The organism is Halosegnis marinus, from assembly GCF_029338355.1.
In the GTDB taxonomy this organism is placed as follows: Archaea; Halobacteriota; Halobacteria; order Halobacteriales; family Haloarculaceae; genus Halosegnis; species Halosegnis marinus.
Genome location: NZ_CP119802.1, coordinates 2,544,190 through 2,558,709 on the forward strand (window position 1 = coordinate 2,544,190; position 14,520 = coordinate 2,558,709).

22 protein-coding genes and 2 tRNA genes are annotated in these 14,520 nt (G+C 70.5%); 20 read left to right on the forward strand and 4 right to left on the reverse strand.

Features of this window, described 5'->3' with window-relative positions:
* Positions 1 to 33 precede the first annotated feature (33 nt).
* From P2T37_RS14135 to P2T37_RS14145, 3 genes are all read left to right on the forward strand, one after another.
* Positions 34 to 651 carry a hypothetical protein gene (locus tag P2T37_RS14135; RefSeq protein WP_276234603.1) on the forward strand — a complete coding sequence of 206 codons (618 nt, stop codon included), beginning with the start codon at positions 34 to 36 and terminating at the stop codon, positions 649 to 651.
* A 47-nt stretch (positions 652 to 698) separates the two neighbouring features.
* Entirely contained in the window at positions 699 to 1,154 is a 456-nt protein-coding gene (locus P2T37_RS14140) for a DUF7960 family protein (protein ID WP_276234604.1), read from the forward strand.
* A 72-nt stretch (positions 1,155 to 1,226) separates the two neighbouring features.
* Positions 1,227 to 1,799: a HalX domain-containing protein gene (locus P2T37_RS14145; protein WP_276234605.1), complete on the forward strand. Its 573-nt coding sequence runs from the start codon at positions 1,227 to 1,229 to the stop codon at positions 1,797 to 1,799.
* On the opposite strand, the gene P2T37_RS14150 is transcribed toward P2T37_RS14145, so the two are convergent.
* Positions 1,796 to 3,199: an ATP-binding protein gene (locus tag P2T37_RS14150; protein WP_276234606.1), complete on the reverse strand. Its 1,404-nt coding sequence runs from the start codon at positions 3,197 to 3,199 to the stop codon at positions 1,796 to 1,798. The two genes, P2T37_RS14145 and P2T37_RS14150, sit on opposite strands and share 4 nt — an antisense overlap.
* A gap of 89 nt (positions 3,200 to 3,288) precedes the next feature.
* Positions 3,289 to 4,272: a GTP 3',8-cyclase MoaA gene (moaA, locus tag P2T37_RS14155; protein WP_276234607.1), complete on the reverse strand. Its 984-nt coding sequence runs from the start codon at positions 4,270 to 4,272 to the stop codon at positions 3,289 to 3,291.
* Between the two features lie 141 nt (positions 4,273 to 4,413).
* Between moaA and P2T37_RS14160 the strand changes: the two genes are divergently transcribed.
* Positions 4,414 to 5,286, forward strand: a complete 873-nt coding sequence (locus P2T37_RS14160) for a DUF7351 domain-containing protein (protein ID WP_276234608.1) — start codon at positions 4,414 to 4,416, stop codon at positions 5,284 to 5,286.
* Positions 5,287 to 5,290: 4 nt separating this feature from the next.
* Here P2T37_RS14160 and P2T37_RS14165 read toward each other — a convergent pair whose 3' ends face one another.
* Both P2T37_RS14165 and P2T37_RS14170 read right to left on the reverse strand, forming a co-directional pair.
* The gene (locus P2T37_RS14165; RefSeq protein WP_276234609.1) at positions 5,291 to 6,046 is read right to left on the reverse strand and encodes an archaeal proteasome endopeptidase complex subunit alpha; all 756 of its coding nucleotides are present in this window, start codon (positions 6,044 to 6,046) and stop codon (positions 5,291 to 5,293) included.
* A gap of 1 nt (position 6,047) precedes the next feature.
* Positions 6,048 to 6,680 carry a proteasome subunit beta gene (locus tag P2T37_RS14170; RefSeq protein WP_276234610.1) on the reverse strand — a complete coding sequence of 211 codons (633 nt, stop codon included), beginning with the start codon at positions 6,678 to 6,680 and terminating at the stop codon, positions 6,048 to 6,050.
* A 154-nt stretch (positions 6,681 to 6,834) separates the two neighbouring features.
* On the opposite strand from P2T37_RS14170, the gene P2T37_RS14175 reads away from it, so the two are divergent.
* The 16 genes from P2T37_RS14175 (at position 6,835) to rpsB (ending at position 14,497) form a co-directional block, all read left to right on the forward strand.
* Positions 6,835 to 7,878: an Mrp/NBP35 family ATP-binding protein gene (locus P2T37_RS14175; protein WP_276234611.1), complete on the forward strand. Its 1,044-nt coding sequence runs from the start codon at positions 6,835 to 6,837 to the stop codon at positions 7,876 to 7,878.
* The gene (locus P2T37_RS14180) at positions 7,875 to 8,087 is read left to right on the forward strand and encodes a DUF7976 family protein (protein ID WP_276234612.1); all 213 of its coding nucleotides are present in this window, start codon (positions 7,875 to 7,877) and stop codon (positions 8,085 to 8,087) included. Before P2T37_RS14175 ends, P2T37_RS14180 begins: the two co-directional genes overlap by 4 nt.
* A gap of 1 nt (position 8,088) precedes the next feature.
* On the forward strand, positions 8,089 to 8,289 hold the full coding sequence (locus tag P2T37_RS14185) for a hypothetical protein (RefSeq protein ID WP_276234613.1): 201 nt from the start codon (positions 8,089 to 8,091) through the stop codon (positions 8,287 to 8,289).
* 128 nt (positions 8,290 to 8,417) lie between these two features.
* Positions 8,418 to 8,500 (forward strand) — tRNA-Ser (locus P2T37_RS14190).
* Between the two features lie 25 nt (positions 8,501 to 8,525).
* Positions 8,526 to 9,044 carry a 30S ribosomal protein S13 gene (locus tag P2T37_RS14195; protein ID WP_276234614.1) on the forward strand — a complete coding sequence of 173 codons (519 nt, stop codon included), beginning with the start codon at positions 8,526 to 8,528 and terminating at the stop codon, positions 9,042 to 9,044.
* Entirely contained in the window at positions 9,044 to 9,574 is a 531-nt protein-coding gene (locus tag P2T37_RS14200) for a 30S ribosomal protein S4 (protein WP_276234615.1), read from the forward strand. Before P2T37_RS14195 ends, P2T37_RS14200 begins: the two co-directional genes overlap by 1 nt.
* Positions 9,571 to 9,957, forward strand: a complete 387-nt coding sequence (locus P2T37_RS14205; RefSeq protein WP_276234616.1) for a 30S ribosomal protein S11 — start codon at positions 9,571 to 9,573, stop codon at positions 9,955 to 9,957. Before P2T37_RS14200 ends, P2T37_RS14205 begins: the two co-directional genes overlap by 4 nt.
* Before the next feature lies 1 nt (position 9,958).
* The gene (locus P2T37_RS14210) at positions 9,959 to 10,705 is read left to right on the forward strand and encodes a DNA-directed RNA polymerase subunit D (protein ID WP_276234617.1); all 747 of its coding nucleotides are present in this window, start codon (positions 9,959 to 9,961) and stop codon (positions 10,703 to 10,705) included.
* 131 nt (positions 10,706 to 10,836) lie between these two features.
* Positions 10,837 to 10,921 (forward strand) — tRNA-Leu (locus tag P2T37_RS14215).
* Positions 10,922 to 10,959: 38 nt separating this feature from the next.
* Positions 10,960 to 11,310, forward strand: a complete 351-nt coding sequence (locus P2T37_RS14220; RefSeq protein ID WP_276234618.1) for a 50S ribosomal protein L18e — start codon at positions 10,960 to 10,962, stop codon at positions 11,308 to 11,310.
* On the forward strand, positions 11,307 to 11,744 hold the full coding sequence (locus P2T37_RS14225; RefSeq protein ID WP_276234619.1) for a 50S ribosomal protein L13: 438 nt from the start codon (positions 11,307 to 11,309) through the stop codon (positions 11,742 to 11,744). Before P2T37_RS14220 ends, P2T37_RS14225 begins: the two co-directional genes overlap by 4 nt.
* Positions 11,738 to 12,136, forward strand: a complete 399-nt coding sequence (locus P2T37_RS14230; protein ID WP_276234620.1) for a 30S ribosomal protein S9 — start codon at positions 11,738 to 11,740, stop codon at positions 12,134 to 12,136. The genes P2T37_RS14225 and P2T37_RS14230 overlap by 7 nt, the downstream gene beginning before the upstream one ends.
* Positions 12,137 to 12,148: 12 nt before the next feature.
* Positions 12,149 to 12,343, forward strand: coding sequence for a DNA-directed RNA polymerase subunit N (locus P2T37_RS14235; RefSeq protein ID WP_276234621.1), 195 nt, complete (start codon positions 12,149 to 12,151; stop codon positions 12,341 to 12,343).
* Positions 12,340 to 12,516, forward strand: coding sequence for a DNA-directed RNA polymerase subunit K (locus P2T37_RS14240; protein WP_276234622.1), 177 nt, complete (start codon positions 12,340 to 12,342; stop codon positions 12,514 to 12,516). The genes P2T37_RS14235 and P2T37_RS14240 overlap by 4 nt, the downstream gene beginning before the upstream one ends.
* Complete coding sequence (gene eno, locus P2T37_RS14245) at positions 12,513 to 13,709, forward strand: phosphopyruvate hydratase (protein ID WP_276234623.1); 1,197 nt, start codon at positions 12,513 to 12,515, stop codon at positions 13,707 to 13,709. Before P2T37_RS14240 ends, eno begins: the two co-directional genes overlap by 4 nt.
* Complete coding sequence (gene rpsB / locus P2T37_RS14250; protein ID WP_276234624.1) at positions 13,706 to 14,497, forward strand: 30S ribosomal protein S2; 792 nt, start codon at positions 13,706 to 13,708, stop codon at positions 14,495 to 14,497. Before eno ends, rpsB begins: the two co-directional genes overlap by 4 nt.
* The last annotated feature ends 23 nt before the right edge of the window (positions 14,498 to 14,520 follow it).

Here is a 14,520-nt window from a genome sequence, read left to right on the forward strand (position 1 = left end):
CGGTCTTATGCCGACCCGCGCACAGGGGCGGATATGGAGTACCTCGCCTTCGCGCTCGCGTGGCCGCGGTTCATCGACGCGCCCCTCCGGCCGGCCAAGCGGCGCGCGCTCGTCGAACACGTCGCCCCCGCGTTCGACGCCCTGCGCGACGACGGCACGCTCGCCCACTGGTCGCACACGTTCTGGGGCACCGACGACCTCGGGACGAAGGTCGTCAGGGTCGTCGCCGGCACCGAGGACGCGACCGCGGCCGCGGACGCCGTCCGCGAGGCCTTCGCCGACTTCGAGGAGGGGACCGACTACCGCGTCGAGGCGCCGTACGACCCCGAGCGGTTCAGGGGCTTCTGGGGCGGGGAGTTAGAGACGTGGCTCGCGGCGCGGGCCCACCTCTCGACGCTCGCGGTCGCCGCCGTGGAGGAGCGGCTCGGCGAGTCCTACGAGTGGCACCGCCGGCAGAACCGCCCGGGCCACGTCTGGGCGAACCAGTTGGGGCTGACGTACATGGACGAGGCCGCGGCGTACCAGCGGCTGGCGCTCGGCTACTTCGACCGGGTGCCGATGGAGGGAGCGAGCGAGGAACAGCGGGCCGCGTTCGACGCCGTCCGCGAGCACATGGAGGCCGCGGCCGACGCGCTCCCCGACGTGAAGTAGGTCGCCGGTGGCCGGCAGTTGATACGCCTGCGACCCCTACATCGGGTATGTACACCGGGCAGACGGAGCAGCCGTGTTGTCTCTGCGACGACCCGGACACCGCGGTGCGGCTCGACCTGTTCCCGCGGGCCGTCCAGCTCCTGAAGAACAGCGGTCCCATCGCGTGGCGCGACATCGAGGGGGAGGTGTCGCTCCACTTCTGTGAATCCGACTGGGAGACGGTGCGCGACCTCGTGCTCGACACCGGGATGAGTCCGCTCGGGCGGTGCAACGCCGCCCGGGCGTCGATGGTGTTCCGCGAGGACTTCGAGGCGCTGTTGAACGACGTGCGCGACGAACCCGATCAGACGCCGCTGGAGCGGGAGATGCGCCGGCGCGCCGAGGAGCGCGTCGAGCGCTACGGCGACGACCCGCACGTCAGCGACCGCGACCTCGTGGAGGCGCGCATCGTCCTCGACGCGCTCGACGAACTCGGACTCCCCGCCGACGCGCCGGAGACCTGACGGTTCGCTTATTCGTGTCTGACGGAAGAACTATACTCCGAGACGGGCAGTTGAACGTAACTACGGGGTATCATGACTGGGAACGGGCGCGCGACGGTTCTCGTCGTCGACGACGAGGCGGCGGTCGCCGAGGGACACGCCGCACAGCTCTCGGACGAGTACGAGGCCAGGGTCGCGATAGGGGGACACGAGGCGCTTTCGGCGATGAACGACGGTATCGACGTGGTCCTGCTCGACCGCCGGATGCCGGACCTCGACGGCGAGGCGGTGCTCGAACGGCTCCGCGAAGGGGGCTACGACTGTCGGGTCGCCATGCTCACCGGGGTCGACCCCGACTTCGACATCATCGACATGGGCTTCGACGACTACCTGAAGAAGCCCGTCTCGGCCGACGCGCTCAACGAGACGGTCGGCGGACTGCTCCGCCGGTCGCGCTACGACACGCGGCTCCGACGCTACTTCTCGCTCGCGTCGAAGGTGGCCGTCCTCGAAACCGAGCACGACCGCGCCGAACTCGCCGCGGAGCCCGACTACGTGGAGCTGTGCGAGCGGCTCGCCGAACTCCGGGCCGAACTCGACGACACGCTCGACGAGCTCTCGACGCGCGACGGCTACGCCGTGGCCGCGGGCGGCTCGTCCGACTAGACGAACGCGAAGCGCGCGCCCCCCGACTCCGACTCGCCGACCGACACGTCCCAGCCGTGGCGCTCCGCGACGAGCGAGACGATGCCGAGCCCGGCACCCGTCCCGCCCGTCGAGTAGCCCCACTCCAGCACGCGGTCGCGGTCCTCGGGCGGGATGCCGGCGCCGTCGTCGTCCACCCGGAACCCCTCGGCAGTGACGGCGACGGTGACGGTCACGTCGGTGTCGCCGTCGGCGCCGTGCTCCACGGCGTTTCGCAGGAGGTTCTCCAGCAGGAGACGCAGCAGTTGGGGGTCCCCCTCGACGCGGCCGTCCTGCGCGACGACGAGGGTCGCGTCGCCGCTCACGACACGGTCCCACGCGTCCCGGGCGGCGTCGCCGACGGACACCGCCTCGGTGTCGAGGTCGGCGCTCGCCAGCCGCCGGGCCTCCGCGGCCACGTCGGCGATACGGTCCAGCGCGGCGCTCGCCCGGTCGACGTTCTCGTCGCCGTCCGCGAGGTCGAGATGTGTGCTCGCCACGTCGAGGTGGTTCGCGAGCTCGTGGGCGATAGTCTCGCCGAGGACGCGGATGCCGTCGTCGGTCGCCGGGGCCCCGTCCGTGGCGACGGCGTCGTTTTCGGGGGCCTGCGCCGCGTCCTCCGGGTCGGGTTCCGACCCCTCGGCGAACCGGGCGAACGCCTCGCATTCCTCGTCCGTGACCCCGTGCTCCCGGCGGCCGTAGCAGACGAGGACGAACGGCCCGCTGCCAACGCGGGCGGCGAGCGTGGCGGTGTCCCCGTCGACGGCCGTCGCGACGCCGTCGGCGAGCGCCCGGACGACCGGCTCGGCGTCGTCGGTGCCGGTGAGCGTCCGGATGTGGTCGGCGGCGACCCCGCGGGCCGCGACGGGAACCACCACGTCGGTGCTGGCCTCGTGGCGGCCGACCCACGCGCCGGTGTAGCCGTCGGCGTCGGTCAGCCGGCGGGCGAGGTCGGTCAGCGCCTCGACGTCGGGGTCGTCAGGCAGCGCCGTGCGCGCGTCGGCGAGGACGGAGCGGAGGCGGCCGCGCTCGCGGCGCGTCTCGCGGACGCGGCGGTCGGCGACGGCGTCCGAGACGCGACGCGCGACGCGCTCGGGGTCGTCGGCCGGGACGACGCCGGCGAGGTGGGTGTCGTCGGGGAGGGGGTCGCCGTCGGCGAGGACCGCGAGGGCGGGCGTGTCGTGGCCCCGGCGGCGGAGTCGCGCGGCGTCGCCAGCGGGGTCGTCGCCGCCCAGCAGGAGGCAGGCGACGGGCTCGCGGGCGAGCGTGTCGAGCGCGGCGGCGAGGTCGGCGGCGGCGCGGAGCGCGAAGCCGGCGTCGGAGAGGGCCGCGGCTACCGGTTCGGAGGGCTCGCGGCTCCCGACGTGTACCACCGTGTCCATCTTCTCCCCGCGCTCGCGGAGTTGTGAGAGGGTCGATGGACGCACACTAAACGGTAGCGGTCGTCCTCGCGCAGTGAAAGAACCCCTCGTCAGTCGGCCGGCTGGGGGTCGAGGTACTTCTCGTTGAGCACCCAGTCGCCGTCCTCGCGCACGAGGTACTCGCCGTAGTACGGGACCCGCTCGGCGACCGTCTCGCGGAAGGCCTCGCGTATCTCGGGCTTCGTCATCTCGCCCATCGGCTTCAGGTCGTCGTTGCGGTTGAGACACCCCTTCAGGTACCCCTCGTGGGTGACGCGCACCCGGTGACAGTTGGCACAGAAGTTCGCGTTTCCGACCGGGTCCACGATCTCGACCATCCCCTCGCCGCCGTCGTCGCCCGCGACGTAGTAGCGCCGCCGGTCGTGCATCTCGCGGTGTTCGACGCGGGTGGCCTGCTCCTTGAGCCAGCCGTGGACGCGGTCGATATCGACGGCCCACTCCGGCCGCCCCGCGAGCTCGGGCATGTACTCGATGAGCTGGAGCTGGAGCCCGTCGTTGCTCGCGACGTGCTCGACCATCTCCGGGACGTAGCCCGCGGTGTGCTCGAAGACGACCATGTTGAGCTTCACCGGGGCGAGCCCCGCGTCGAGCGCCGCGTCGACGCCGGCCAGTACGTCCTCGTAGCCGTTCGACTTCGTCAGTTCGCGGAACGCCTCGGGGTCCATCGCGTCCTGGGAGACGTTCACCCGAGAGAGCCCCGCCTCCGCGAGGGCCTCGGCCCGGCCGGGGAGGTAGGTCCCGTTCGTCGTCAGCGAGGTCTCCATCCCGTCCGGAGTGCGACGGATTATCTCCTCCAGGTCGCCCCGGAGCATCGGCTCGCCGCCCGTGAACTTCACCTTCCCGACGTCGAACTCGCGGGCCACCTCCAGAAAGCGAACCACGTCGTCCGTGGACATCTCGTCCTCGGCCGGCTCCATCGGTCCCCGCGTGTCCCCCAGCCCCTCGTTGTGACAGTAGACGCAGTCGAAGTTACACCGGTCGGTCAGCGAGACGCGCACCCCGGACACCTCGCGACCGAACCCGTCCTCGAGCATAGCCGGAGGTTCGCCCGGCGACACTTAACTCCGCCGCGGAATCGCCCCGTTGCGTAACCGTTCTCGATTACTCCCCGCTCGCCGTGGGACCGACAGGGGCCACGGCGCGGGGCTTATTCCGTCCGGGTGTCAACGAGAGGCATGGACACCGAGCCCGCCGACGCGTTCGGCCTGCTCGCGACGCCGACCCGGATGGCGACGATGTCGGCGTTCGCCGAGCGCGACCCCGGGGCGACGCTCTCCTTCACCGAGCTGTTCGAGGCGACCGACGAGGAGACGACCGCCGGGTTCGCGTACCACCTCCGGCAGCTCCGGGGCCACTACGTCGAGCAGGTCGAGGCGGGGTACCGGCTCACCGACGCCGGGCGACGGGTCGTCCGGGCGCTCGCCGCCGGCGCGTACACGGAGCGCGTGGACCGCGACCCCGTTCCGGTGCCGGAGCCGTGCCCCCTGTGCGACGGCGACCTGACGGCGCGGACCACCGACAACGTCGTGACGGTCGGCTGTGCGGACTGCGAGCGCGACGTGTGCAAGCTGCCGTTCCCGCCCGGCGGCTTCGCGGACCACGAGGACGACGCCGACCTGCTCGCGGCCGTGGACCGCCTCTACCGCGGCCGGGTGCGGCTGCTCCGCGAGGGCACCTGCCCCGACTGCGGCGGGCGAACCGAGCGCCGGGTCGAGGTCTCCGAGGGGATCGCGCTCGCGGCGCTGTCGTGTACGGCCTGCGGCGAGCGGGTCCGCTGTCCGGCGACCGTGACGCTGCTCGCACACCCGGCGGTCGTCGCGTTCGCACGGAACCACGGGGCGGACCCCCGCGACCGCCCGGTGTGGAACGTCGGCGACGCGTGGACGGAGACGGTGCTCTCTACGGACCCAGTCTGTGTGCGCGTCGGCTACTGTCTCGACGGCGAGGAACTGGCGCTGCTTGTCGGCGCGGACGGGAGCGTCGGACACGTCGAACGAACGGAGAGAGGCGACGACGCGGCCGCCGGAGCGGGCTCGGCGGCCGCCTGAGGCGTTACTCCTCGGACTCGTCGGCGGCGAGGCCGTGGCCCTCGATGGTCTCGGCGAGCTCGTCCCCGGAGAGGTCGCGGTACCCGGACTCGTCCACGACGGCCGCGCTCATGCCGCGCGACTGGAGGCCGCCCTCCGTGGCGTCCGCGAGGGCGCGGAGCGCGAGTTCGAGCGCGCCGTCGGCGTCGGCGTCGCCCTCGTACTCGGCTTCGAGGTAGTCCTGTATCTCGTCGGAGTTCCCGCCGATGGCGACGGCCTCCCACTCGTAGGGGGTGCCGGAGGGGTCCGTCTCGAACAGGTGCGGGGAGCCGTCGTCGTCCACGCCGCCGACGAGCAGCGCCGCGCCGAACGGGCGCGCGCCGCCCGCCTGCGTGTACTCCTGGATGTATCCCGTTATCTCCTTGGTGAGCGCCTCGATGCTGGCCGGCTCGTCGTAGCGGAGCCGCTCGACCTGCGCCTGCCGGCGCGCGACGTCCACGAGCTGGCGGGCGTCGGCGACGTGGCCCGCGCTCGCGACGCCGACGTGGTCGTCCGTCTTGTGTATCTTCTCGATGCTGTCGGCCACCTGTAGCGACGAGCGGAGCCGGCCGCCGGCGACGAAGACGACGCCCGCGTTCTCGCCGTCGTCGAACCGGACGCCGAGCGTCGGCGAGCCGCGCTTTACGGCCTCGCGCGCGTACTCCACCTGGTAGAGCCGCCCGTCGGGGCTGAAGATGTTCGTGCCGCGGTCGTACGCCTGCTGTTGTGAGTTACCCTGCATATCAGATCTCCTCCTCGTCGAAGCCCTCGATGTCGATTCCCTCGGCCGTGATGCGCGCGACCATCGCTCCGTTGCCCGACGCGGTGTCGCGGGCGCTGGCCGCCTCGACCGCCCGCGTCGCCACGTCGACGGCCTCGTCCATGCTCAGCCCCTCCTCGAACTCCTGTTCGAGCAGGCCGTAGGCGAGCTGCATCCCCGAGCCGGTGGCGCCGTAGGTGTCCTCCATCAGGCCGCCCGCGGGGTCGAGCGAGAACAGTCGGGGGCCCGAGGCGTCCACGCCCCCGAGGAGGGGGACGACGCGCATCCCGCGGATGCTGTTGGCCGCCGCCTGCGCGAGCGCGTCCATCGACATGTCCTCGCCGCGGCGCGTCTCGTACAGCGACGACTGCGCGCGGACCTGCTTGGCGAACGTCTGGCCCGCGCCGACGCCGCCCGAGATGGTGATGGCCGCCGTCGGGTGGACCTCCAGGATCTTCTCCGCGTTCTTGTTGGAGACGAACCGGCCGCCCAGCGAGGCTCGGCGGTCCGTGGCGAGGACGACCCCGCCGTCGGCCACGATGCCGACGGTCGTGGTCCCCGTCTTCAGCTCCTCGGGTGCGTCCGCCGCACCCTTACCTGAGGTGAATCCTTCCATGTCCCGTCGAAGGGCGGGGGGACTGAAATACCCTTGCTAAAGACCGCTTTAGCCCGCCGGCGAAAGGGCTATACGTCGAGGCGGGGCCCGCGTCCCACGGCGACTCGTTCCGGTGTACACAACCCTTATTCGACGCCCTCGGCTACCCCGTGCCATGGACGAAGACGCGGTCCGGGACCTGCTGCGCTCCGTGGCGGACCCGGACCTCGACGACGACATCGTGTCGCTGGGGCTGGTCAACAGTATCGAGGTCGACGGCGACCGTGTCCGCGTCGACCTCGCGCTCGGCGCGCCGTACTCGCCCACGGAGACGGAGATGGCCGGCGAGGTCCGGCGGCTGCTCTCCGCGGAGGGGCTGGAGCCGGAGCTGTCGGCGAACGTGGACCGCGGGCTCGACCCCGACGAGCAGGTGCTCCCCGGGGTGAAGAACGTCATCGCGGTCTCCTCCGGCAAGGGCGGCGTCGGGAAGTCGACGGTCGCGGTCAACCTCGCGGCGGGACTCTCCGACATGGGCGCGAGCGTCGGATTGTTCGACGCCGACGTGTACGGGCCGAACGTTCCCCGGATGGTGGAGGCCGACGAGCGGCCGCAGGCGACGGCCGACGAGACCATCGTCCCGCCCGAGCGGTTCGGTATCAAGCTGATGAGCATGGCCTTCCTCGTCGGCGAGGACGACCCGGTCATCTGGCGCGGCCCGATGATTCACAAGCTCATCACCCAGCTCGTCGAGGACGTGGAGTGGGGGACGCTCGACTACATGGTCGTGGACCTGCCGCCGGGGACCGGCGACACCCAGCTGACCCTGCTCCAGTCGGTTCCCATCTCGGGGTCGGTCATCGTCACGACGCCCCAGGAGGTGGCGCTCGACGACGCCCGCAAGGGGCTTCGGATGTTCGGGAAGCACGACACGCCCGTCCTCGGCATCGTGGAGAACATGTCCGGCTTCCGCTGTCCCGACTGCGGGAGCGTCCACGACATCTTCGGCGCGGGCGGCGGCGAGCGGTTCGCCGAGGAGAACGACCTTCCCTTCCTCGGGGAACTGCCCCTCGACCCCGACGTGCGCGAGGGCGGCGACACGGGCAAGCCCGTCGTGCTCGACGACGACAGCGACACCGGGGAGGCGTTCCGGTCGTTCGCCCGCTCGACGGCGAACATGCAGGGTATCCTCCACCGGCAGCGCACCTCGCGGGGGCGATGACGGGGAGGGACCCGGAGCGGACGGCCCTGCTGCGCGAGGTCGCTGAGGACGTGCGGGGCGATTCCTCGGAGTCCGAACAGCTGGCGGCGATGCTGTACCGCGTCTCCGACCTCTACGACCCCGACGAGGAGACGACGCCCGAGGACGTCTACCGGAACGTCCGGAACATCCTCGAGATCAAGGAGCGGGGCACGCTCGCGCGCGACTGACGTGACCGACGACGAGCGCAACGCCGTCGCCCGCGAGGCCGTCCGCGAGGGCGCCGTGGAGTGCCCGCTGTGCGGCCGACAGCTGGCCGAGCCCGCGGAGCGACTGGTCGGCTTCGGCGTCACGGAGCCGCTCACCGTCGAGACGGCCGACGCCGTGGAGTGTCCCCGCTGTTCGGGCGTGACCTTCCTCGCAGGCGAGTAGCCGTGTCGCGGCGTCGCACGGCCCCGCTCGCTTCGTGACCCTTAAGTAGCGGAGTCGAGTTTCTTCAACCGCACTCGATGCAGGGGCTCCGGCCCCGAGTCCGAGAGGGCGAAGATACACAGACGCGTGTTGCGGTAGCCAAGTGGCCCAAGGCGCTGGGTTGCTAACTCAGTGGCGTCATGCCCCCGGGGTTCGAATCCCCGCCGCAACGCTCACACCCCACCCCATAGCCAAACATGAGCGCGGAAGAACCAGAGAACGAGGCCGAGGACGAGGAGGAGGACATCCGATACTTCGTCCGCATCGGCCAGACCGACCTCGACGGCACGAAGTCCGTCGAACGGTCGTTGAGCGAGATGAACGGAATCGGCAAACGAACCGCCCGCATCATCGCGGAGAAGGCCGGCATCGACCGCCGGGCCGTCTTCGGGAAGCTCGAGGAGGACGAGATCGACGAGATCGTCGGCCTCGTCGAGGGCTTCGCCGACGAGGTCCCCGAGTGGATGGTCAACCACCAGAACGCCTACTTCACGGGCGAGTCCACCCACGAGACCGGCAACGACCTGGAGATGACCCGACGCCGGGACATCAACCGGATGAAGATGATCGACTCGTACAAGGGCACCCGCCACAAGCGCGGCCAGAAGGTCCGCGGCCAGCGGACGAAGTCCACGGGTCGCTCCGAGGGCACCATCGGCGTCAACGTCGAGGCCATCAAGGAACAGCAGGCCGAGGAAGCGGAGGGTGACGAGTAATGCCCCTCGGAAGCAACACCAAGTTCTACGAGACCCCGAACCACCCGTTCCAGGGCGAGCGCATCAGCGACGAGGCGCGGCTGCTCGAGAACTACGGTCTCAAGAACAAGGAGGAGCTGTGGCGCGCACAGTCCGAACTGCGCGGCTACCGCCGCGAGGCCCGCCGACTGCTCGGCGAGGCGCAGGGCGACGCGGACGCCGCGGCCGAGGCCGGCGAGGAGTTCCTCGCGCGGCTCAAGCGCATCGGCGTCCTCGACGACGAGGAGAGCCTCGACGACATCCTGTCGCTCGACGTGACGGACGTCCTCGAACGGCGCCTCCAGACCGTCGTCTACCGGCAGGGGCTGGCGAACACGCCCAAGCAGGCGCGCCAGTTCATCATCCACGGGCACATCACCCTCGACGGCGCCCGCGTGGGCACCCCGTCGATGAAGCTGGACGTGTCCGAGGAGGACGGCCTCGACTACGAGGAGCGGAGTCCGCTCGCGGACGACCTGCACCCGGAGCGTGCGGGAGGTGACCAGGAATGAGCTCGAACGACGACAAGTGGGGCGTCGCGCACGTGTACGCCTCCTTCAACAACACGATAATCACGGTAACGGACCTGACCGGCGCGGAGACAATCGTGAAGTCCTCCGGCGGCACGGTCGTGAAGCAGAACCGCGACGAGGCGTCGCCGTACGCCGCCATGCAGATGGCGGAGGCCGTCGCCGAGGAGATCAAGGCCGCCGGCATCAGCGGCCTCCACGTCCGCGTCCGCGGCCCCGGCGGGAACCTCAACAAGTCCCCCGGGCCCGGCGCGCAGGCGACCATCCGCGCGCTGGCGCGCGCCGGACTGGAGATCGGCCGTATCGAGGACGTGACCCCCATCCCGCACGACGGCACGCGGGCGCCGAAGAACTCCGGGTTCTGAGATGAGCGAGGACTACGAGGTGGAGTTCATCGAACGCGGCGACCGGGACGCGACGTTCCTGGTCCGCGGCGTCTCCCCGGCGTTCGCCAACGGCATCCGTCGCGCGATGCTCGCGGACGTCCCGACGCTCTCCATCGACGAGGTGCGTGTCGTGGAGAACTCGTCGGTGATGTTCGACGAGCAGATCGGCCTCCGACTGGGGCTGATACCGCTGACGACGCCGCCGGGCGAGTTCGAGGCGGGCGACACCGTCACCCTCGCGCTCGACGTCGAGGGGCCGGACACGGCCTACTCGGGCGACCTCGCCTCCGCCGACGACCTCGTCTCGCCGGCCGAGGAGAACGTCCCCATCATCGACCTGAAGGAGGGACAGCGGCTCGAGATCGAGGCCGACGCGGTGCTCGACACCGGCAAGAGCCACGCCAAGCATCAGGGCGGCGTGGCGGTCGGCTACCGGCACCTCCAGCGGGTAGAGGTCGTCGGCGACAGCGAGGAGTTCGAGCAGGCCGAGCCGCACGTCATCCGCGGCGTCATCGAGGAGGACGGGGAGCTGATCCCCGCCGCCGAGTTCGGCAACGACCTCACGAACCGCTACGAGGGGAAGGAGGTCGAGGTCCACGACGTGCCCAACGCCTTCGTCTTCAGCGTGGAGACGGACGGCTCGATGTCCGTCGAGGACCTCGTACTCGCGGCGACCGAGTCCATCCACGACCGCGCGGACGACCTCGAGGACGCGGTCCAACTGTAACATGAACACGCGCGCCCACACCCACGTGCCAGCCCGCGACGGGACCACCGTCGCCGCCGGCTCCGTCGGCGGCACCGCCGGGAGGCACACCGAAGGGGTTACAAGCGGGCGCGCGGTACACCGATTCGCGAGCAGGGATAGCCAAGTCAGGCCAACGGCGCAGCGTTCAGGGCGCTGTCGTGTAGACGTCCGCAGGTTCAAATCCTGCTCCCTGCATCCATTCTCTCCCTGGACTGGAAACGAGAGTGATACCGATGAGTAAGACGAACCCGAGACTCAACAGTCTCATCGCCGACCTCAAGTCCGCCGCCCGCAACGGCGGCGGCGACGTGTGGGCCGACATCGCCGAGCGGCTGGAGAAGCCCCGGACGACCCACGCGGAGGTCAACCTCGGTCGTATCGAACGGTACGCCCGCGAGGACGAGACCGTCCTCGTGCCGGGCAAGGTGCTCGGTTCCGGCGCGCTCCGCAAGGGCGTGACGGTGGCCGCCGTCGACTTCTCCGGCTCCGCCCGGACGAAGATCGAGGCAGTCGGTGAGGCAGTGAAACTGGAGGAAGCGCTGGAGAACAACCCCGAGGGGACGAACGTGCGGGTGATCCGATGAACGCCGCCGAGTTCGACGCCGACATCGTCGTCGACGCCCGCGACTGCATCGTCGGTCGCGTCGCGTCGAACGTCGCACAGCGCGCGCTCGACGGCGAGACGGTCGCCGTCGTCAACGCCGAGGGCGCCGTCATCACCGGCAACGAGGAGGCCACGATGGACGTGTACCGCAAGCGCGTCGACGTCGGCTCCGACCGCGGCCCCTACTACCCGAAGCGCCCGGACCGCCTGTTCAAGCGGGCCGTCCGCGGCATGGTTCCGTACAAGACCACGGAGGGGCGCGAGGCGTTCGAGAACGTCCGCATCTACGTGGGTAACCCGTACGAGGACGAGGGCGAGGTGCTCGACGGCACCTCCCTCGACCGGCTGTCGAACATCAAATTCACCACGCTCGGCGAGGTCTCCGAGCAGCTGGGTGCTAACGTCACATGGTAACGAACACCTCCGGCAAGAAGAAGACGGCCGTCGCGCGCGCCACCGTGCGCGAGGGCACCGGCAAGGTCCGCATCAACAGCCAGCCCGTCGAGCTCGTCGAGCCCGAACAGGCGCAGCTGAAGATGCTCGAACCGTTCCGCATCGCCGAGGACGACCTCCGCGACGGCGTCGACGTCGACGTGACCATCAACGGCGGCGGCTACGCCGGACAGGCGGACGCCGCCCGAACGGCTATTGCGCGCGGCCTCGTCCAGCACAGCAACGATGCCGAACTGCGCGACGCCTTCATGGCGTTCGACCGCTCGCTGCTGGTCAACGACGTGCGCCAGTCCGAACCGAAGAAGTGGGGCGGCCCCGGCGCTCGGGCCCGCTACCAGAAGTCCTACCGCTGAGGTGATTCACGCATGATGGTACCGGTCCGGTGTTTCACGTGCGGTAAGGTCGTCGGCGAGCACTGGGAGGAGTTCAAGGCTCGCACGCGCGAGGACGACGAGAACCCCAAACAGGTTCTCGACGAGCTCGGCGTCGAGCGCGCCTGCTGTCGGCGCATGCTCGTCTCCCACAAGGACCTCGTCGACATCGTCGCCCCCTACCAATGAAGACGGACAACCGATACGAGAAGGCGCGCATCCTCGGGGCTCGCGCCCTGCAGGTGAGCTACGGCGCCCCCGTCCTGGTCGATACGACCCAGACGGAACCCATCCTCATCGCGGCCGAGGAGTACGACGCCGGCGTCCTTCCGTTCACCGTCCGTCGGGGTGAGGAGGCGTGACGCTCGTCACCGAGGTGCGACTCCGCCGCGTGCTCGACTCGCGCGGCAACCCGACCGTCGAGGCGGAAGTCACGACGGAGTCGGGCGGCTTCGGCCGCGCCGCGGCGCCCTCCGGGGCGTCGACCGGCGAGTACGAGGCCATCGAGCTGCCCGCGGAGGAGGCTATCGCCGCGGCCCGCGAGCGCGCCGTGCCCCGGATCGAGGGGCAGGTGTACGCGGGCGACCAGCGCGGCGTCGACGCCGCGCTGCGCGGCGCGGACGGCACGCCCGACTTCTCCGCGATAGGGGCCAACTCCGCGGTCGCCGTCTCGATGGCGGCGGCGAAGGCGGGCGCCGACATGCTCGGCGCGCCGCTGTACCAGCACCTCGGTGGCGCCTTCCGCGGCGACTCGTTCCCGACCCCGCTCGGCAACGTGGTGGGCGGGGGCGAACACGCCGCGGACGCGACCGACATCCAGGAGTTCCTCGCCGCCCCCGTGGGCGCGCCGAGCGTCGCGGACGCGGTGTTCGCGAACGCGGCGGTCCACGCGGCGGTCGCGGACCTGCTGGCGGAACGCGACATCCCCGCGGCGAAGGGTGACGAGGGGGCGTGGGCCCCCGCCGTCGCCGACGAGGAGGCGTTCGCGATCGTCGCGAAGGCCATCGACCGCGTCGAGGACGAGGTCGGGTTCGACATCCGCATGGGCCTGGACGTGGCCGCCGCCGAGCTGTACGACGGCGAGCGCTACGTCTACGCCGACACGGAGCGGACGACCGACGAGCAGATCGACTACATCGCGGGGCTGGTCGAGGACTACGACCTCGCGTACGTCGAGGACCCGCTCGACGAGGACGACTACGAGGGCTTCGCGGCGCTGACCGACCGGGTCGGCTCGCGAACCCTCGTCTGCGGCGACGACCTGTTCGTCACGAACACGACGCGTCTGCGCGAGGGCATCGAGGTCGGGGCGGCCAACTCGATACTCGTGAAGCCGAACCAGATCGGTACCCTCTCGGACACGTTCGACGCCATCGAACTGGCGCGGGCGAACGGCTACGACCCGGTCGTCTCCCACCGCAGCGGCGAGACGGAGGACACGACCATCGCACACCTCGCCGTCGCGACCGACGCCCCGTTCATCAAGACGGGCGCGGTCGGCGGCGAGCGCACGGCAAAGCTGAACGAACTCATCCGAATCGAGGCAAACGCATGAGCGACAACGACGAAGGTCTCGAAGCGGCCGAATCCGACATCGACGAGGAGCCGACCGGCGAAGCCGGTGCGGAGCCCGCCGACGACCCGGAGCCGGTCGCCGAGACCGATGACACCGACGAAGAGACCGCCGAGGCCGCCGGGGCCGAGGCCGAAGAAGAGACCGAGGAGCCCGCGGTGCTCGACGAGGACGTCATGCCCGACGACGAGGCGGACCTCCTCATCCCCGTGGAGGACTACCTCGCGGCCGGCGTCCACATCGGGACCCAGCAGAAGACGAAGTCCATGGAGCGGTTCATCCACCGCGTCCGGACGGACGGGCTCTACGTGCTGGACGTCTCGCGGACGGACGACCGAATCCGCACGGCGGCGTCGTTCCTCGCGAACTACGACCCCGAGCAGATCCTCGTGGCCAGTTCGCGCCAGTACGGCCGTTTCCCGGCCGAGAAGTTCGCCGACGCCGTCGGCGCGCGCGCCCGCACCGGGCGCTTCATCCCGGGGACGCTGACGAACCCGGACTACGACGGCTACATCGAGCCGGACGTGGTCGTGGTGACCGACCCCATCGGCGACTCGCAGGCCGTCAAGGAGGCCATCACCGTCGGCATCCCGGTCATCGCGATGTGCGACTCCAACAACACCACGTCGAACGTGGACCTCGTGGTCCCCACGAACAACAAGGGTCGCAAGGCCCTGTCGGTCGTCTACTGGCTGCTCGCCAACGAGACGCTCGACCGCCGCGGCGCGGAGCCCGGCTACGCGCTGGAGGACTTCGAGACCGACCTCTGAGCCGCGACGACTTTCTCCCTTCC

Bases quoted from the DNA above. Each gene is read 5' to 3' on its own strand.
- P2T37_RS14160 (WP_276234608.1), top strand. From the start codon at position 4,414: ATGGACACCGAGCCCGCCGACGCGTTCGGCCTGCTCGCGACGCCGACC.
- P2T37_RS14175 (WP_276234611.1), top strand. From the start codon at position 6,835: ATGGACGAAGACGCGGTCCGGGACCTGCTGCGCTCCGTGGCGGACCCG.
- P2T37_RS14170 (WP_276234610.1), bottom strand. From the start codon at position 6,680: ATGGAAGGATTCACCTCAGGTAAGGGTGCGGCGGACGCACCCGAGGAG.
- P2T37_RS14165 (WP_276234609.1), bottom strand. From the start codon at position 6,046: ATGCAGGGTAACTCACAACAGCAGGCGTACGACCGCGGCACGAACATC.
- moaA (WP_276234607.1), bottom strand. From the start codon at position 4,272: ATGCTCGAGGACGGGTTCGGTCGCGAGGTGTCCGGGGTGCGCGTCTCG.
- P2T37_RS14135 (WP_276234603.1), top strand. From the start codon at position 34: ATGGAGTACCTCGCCTTCGCGCTCGCGTGGCCGCGGTTCATCGACGCG.
- rpsB (WP_276234624.1), top strand. From the start codon at position 13,706: ATGAGCGACAACGACGAAGGTCTCGAAGCGGCCGAATCCGACATCGAC.
- P2T37_RS14230 (WP_276234620.1), top strand. From the start codon at position 11,738: ATGGTAACGAACACCTCCGGCAAGAAGAAGACGGCCGTCGCGCGCGCC.
- P2T37_RS14240 (WP_276234622.1), top strand. From the start codon at position 12,340: ATGAAGACGGACAACCGATACGAGAAGGCGCGCATCCTCGGGGCTCGC.
- P2T37_RS14180 (WP_276234612.1), top strand. From the start codon at position 7,875: ATGACGGGGAGGGACCCGGAGCGGACGGCCCTGCTGCGCGAGGTCGCT.
- P2T37_RS14200 (WP_276234615.1), top strand. From the start codon at position 9,044: ATGCCCCTCGGAAGCAACACCAAGTTCTACGAGACCCCGAACCACCCG.
- P2T37_RS14235 (WP_276234621.1), top strand. From the start codon at position 12,149: ATGATGGTACCGGTCCGGTGTTTCACGTGCGGTAAGGTCGTCGGCGAG.
- P2T37_RS14195 (WP_276234614.1), top strand. From the start codon at position 8,526: ATGAGCGCGGAAGAACCAGAGAACGAGGCCGAGGACGAGGAGGAGGAC.
- P2T37_RS14145 (WP_276234605.1), top strand. From the start codon at position 1,227: ATGACTGGGAACGGGCGCGCGACGGTTCTCGTCGTCGACGACGAGGCG.
- P2T37_RS14150 (WP_276234606.1), bottom strand. From the start codon at position 3,199: ATGGACACGGTGGTACACGTCGGGAGCCGCGAGCCCTCCGAACCGGTA.
- P2T37_RS14205 (WP_276234616.1), top strand. From the start codon at position 9,571: ATGAGCTCGAACGACGACAAGTGGGGCGTCGCGCACGTGTACGCCTCC.
- P2T37_RS14140 (WP_276234604.1), top strand. From the start codon at position 699: ATGTACACCGGGCAGACGGAGCAGCCGTGTTGTCTCTGCGACGACCCG.
- P2T37_RS14220 (WP_276234618.1), top strand. From the start codon at position 10,960: ATGAGTAAGACGAACCCGAGACTCAACAGTCTCATCGCCGACCTCAAG.
- P2T37_RS14225 (WP_276234619.1), top strand. From the start codon at position 11,307: ATGAACGCCGCCGAGTTCGACGCCGACATCGTCGTCGACGCCCGCGAC.
- P2T37_RS14210 (WP_276234617.1), top strand. From the start codon at position 9,959: ATGAGCGAGGACTACGAGGTGGAGTTCATCGAACGCGGCGACCGGGAC.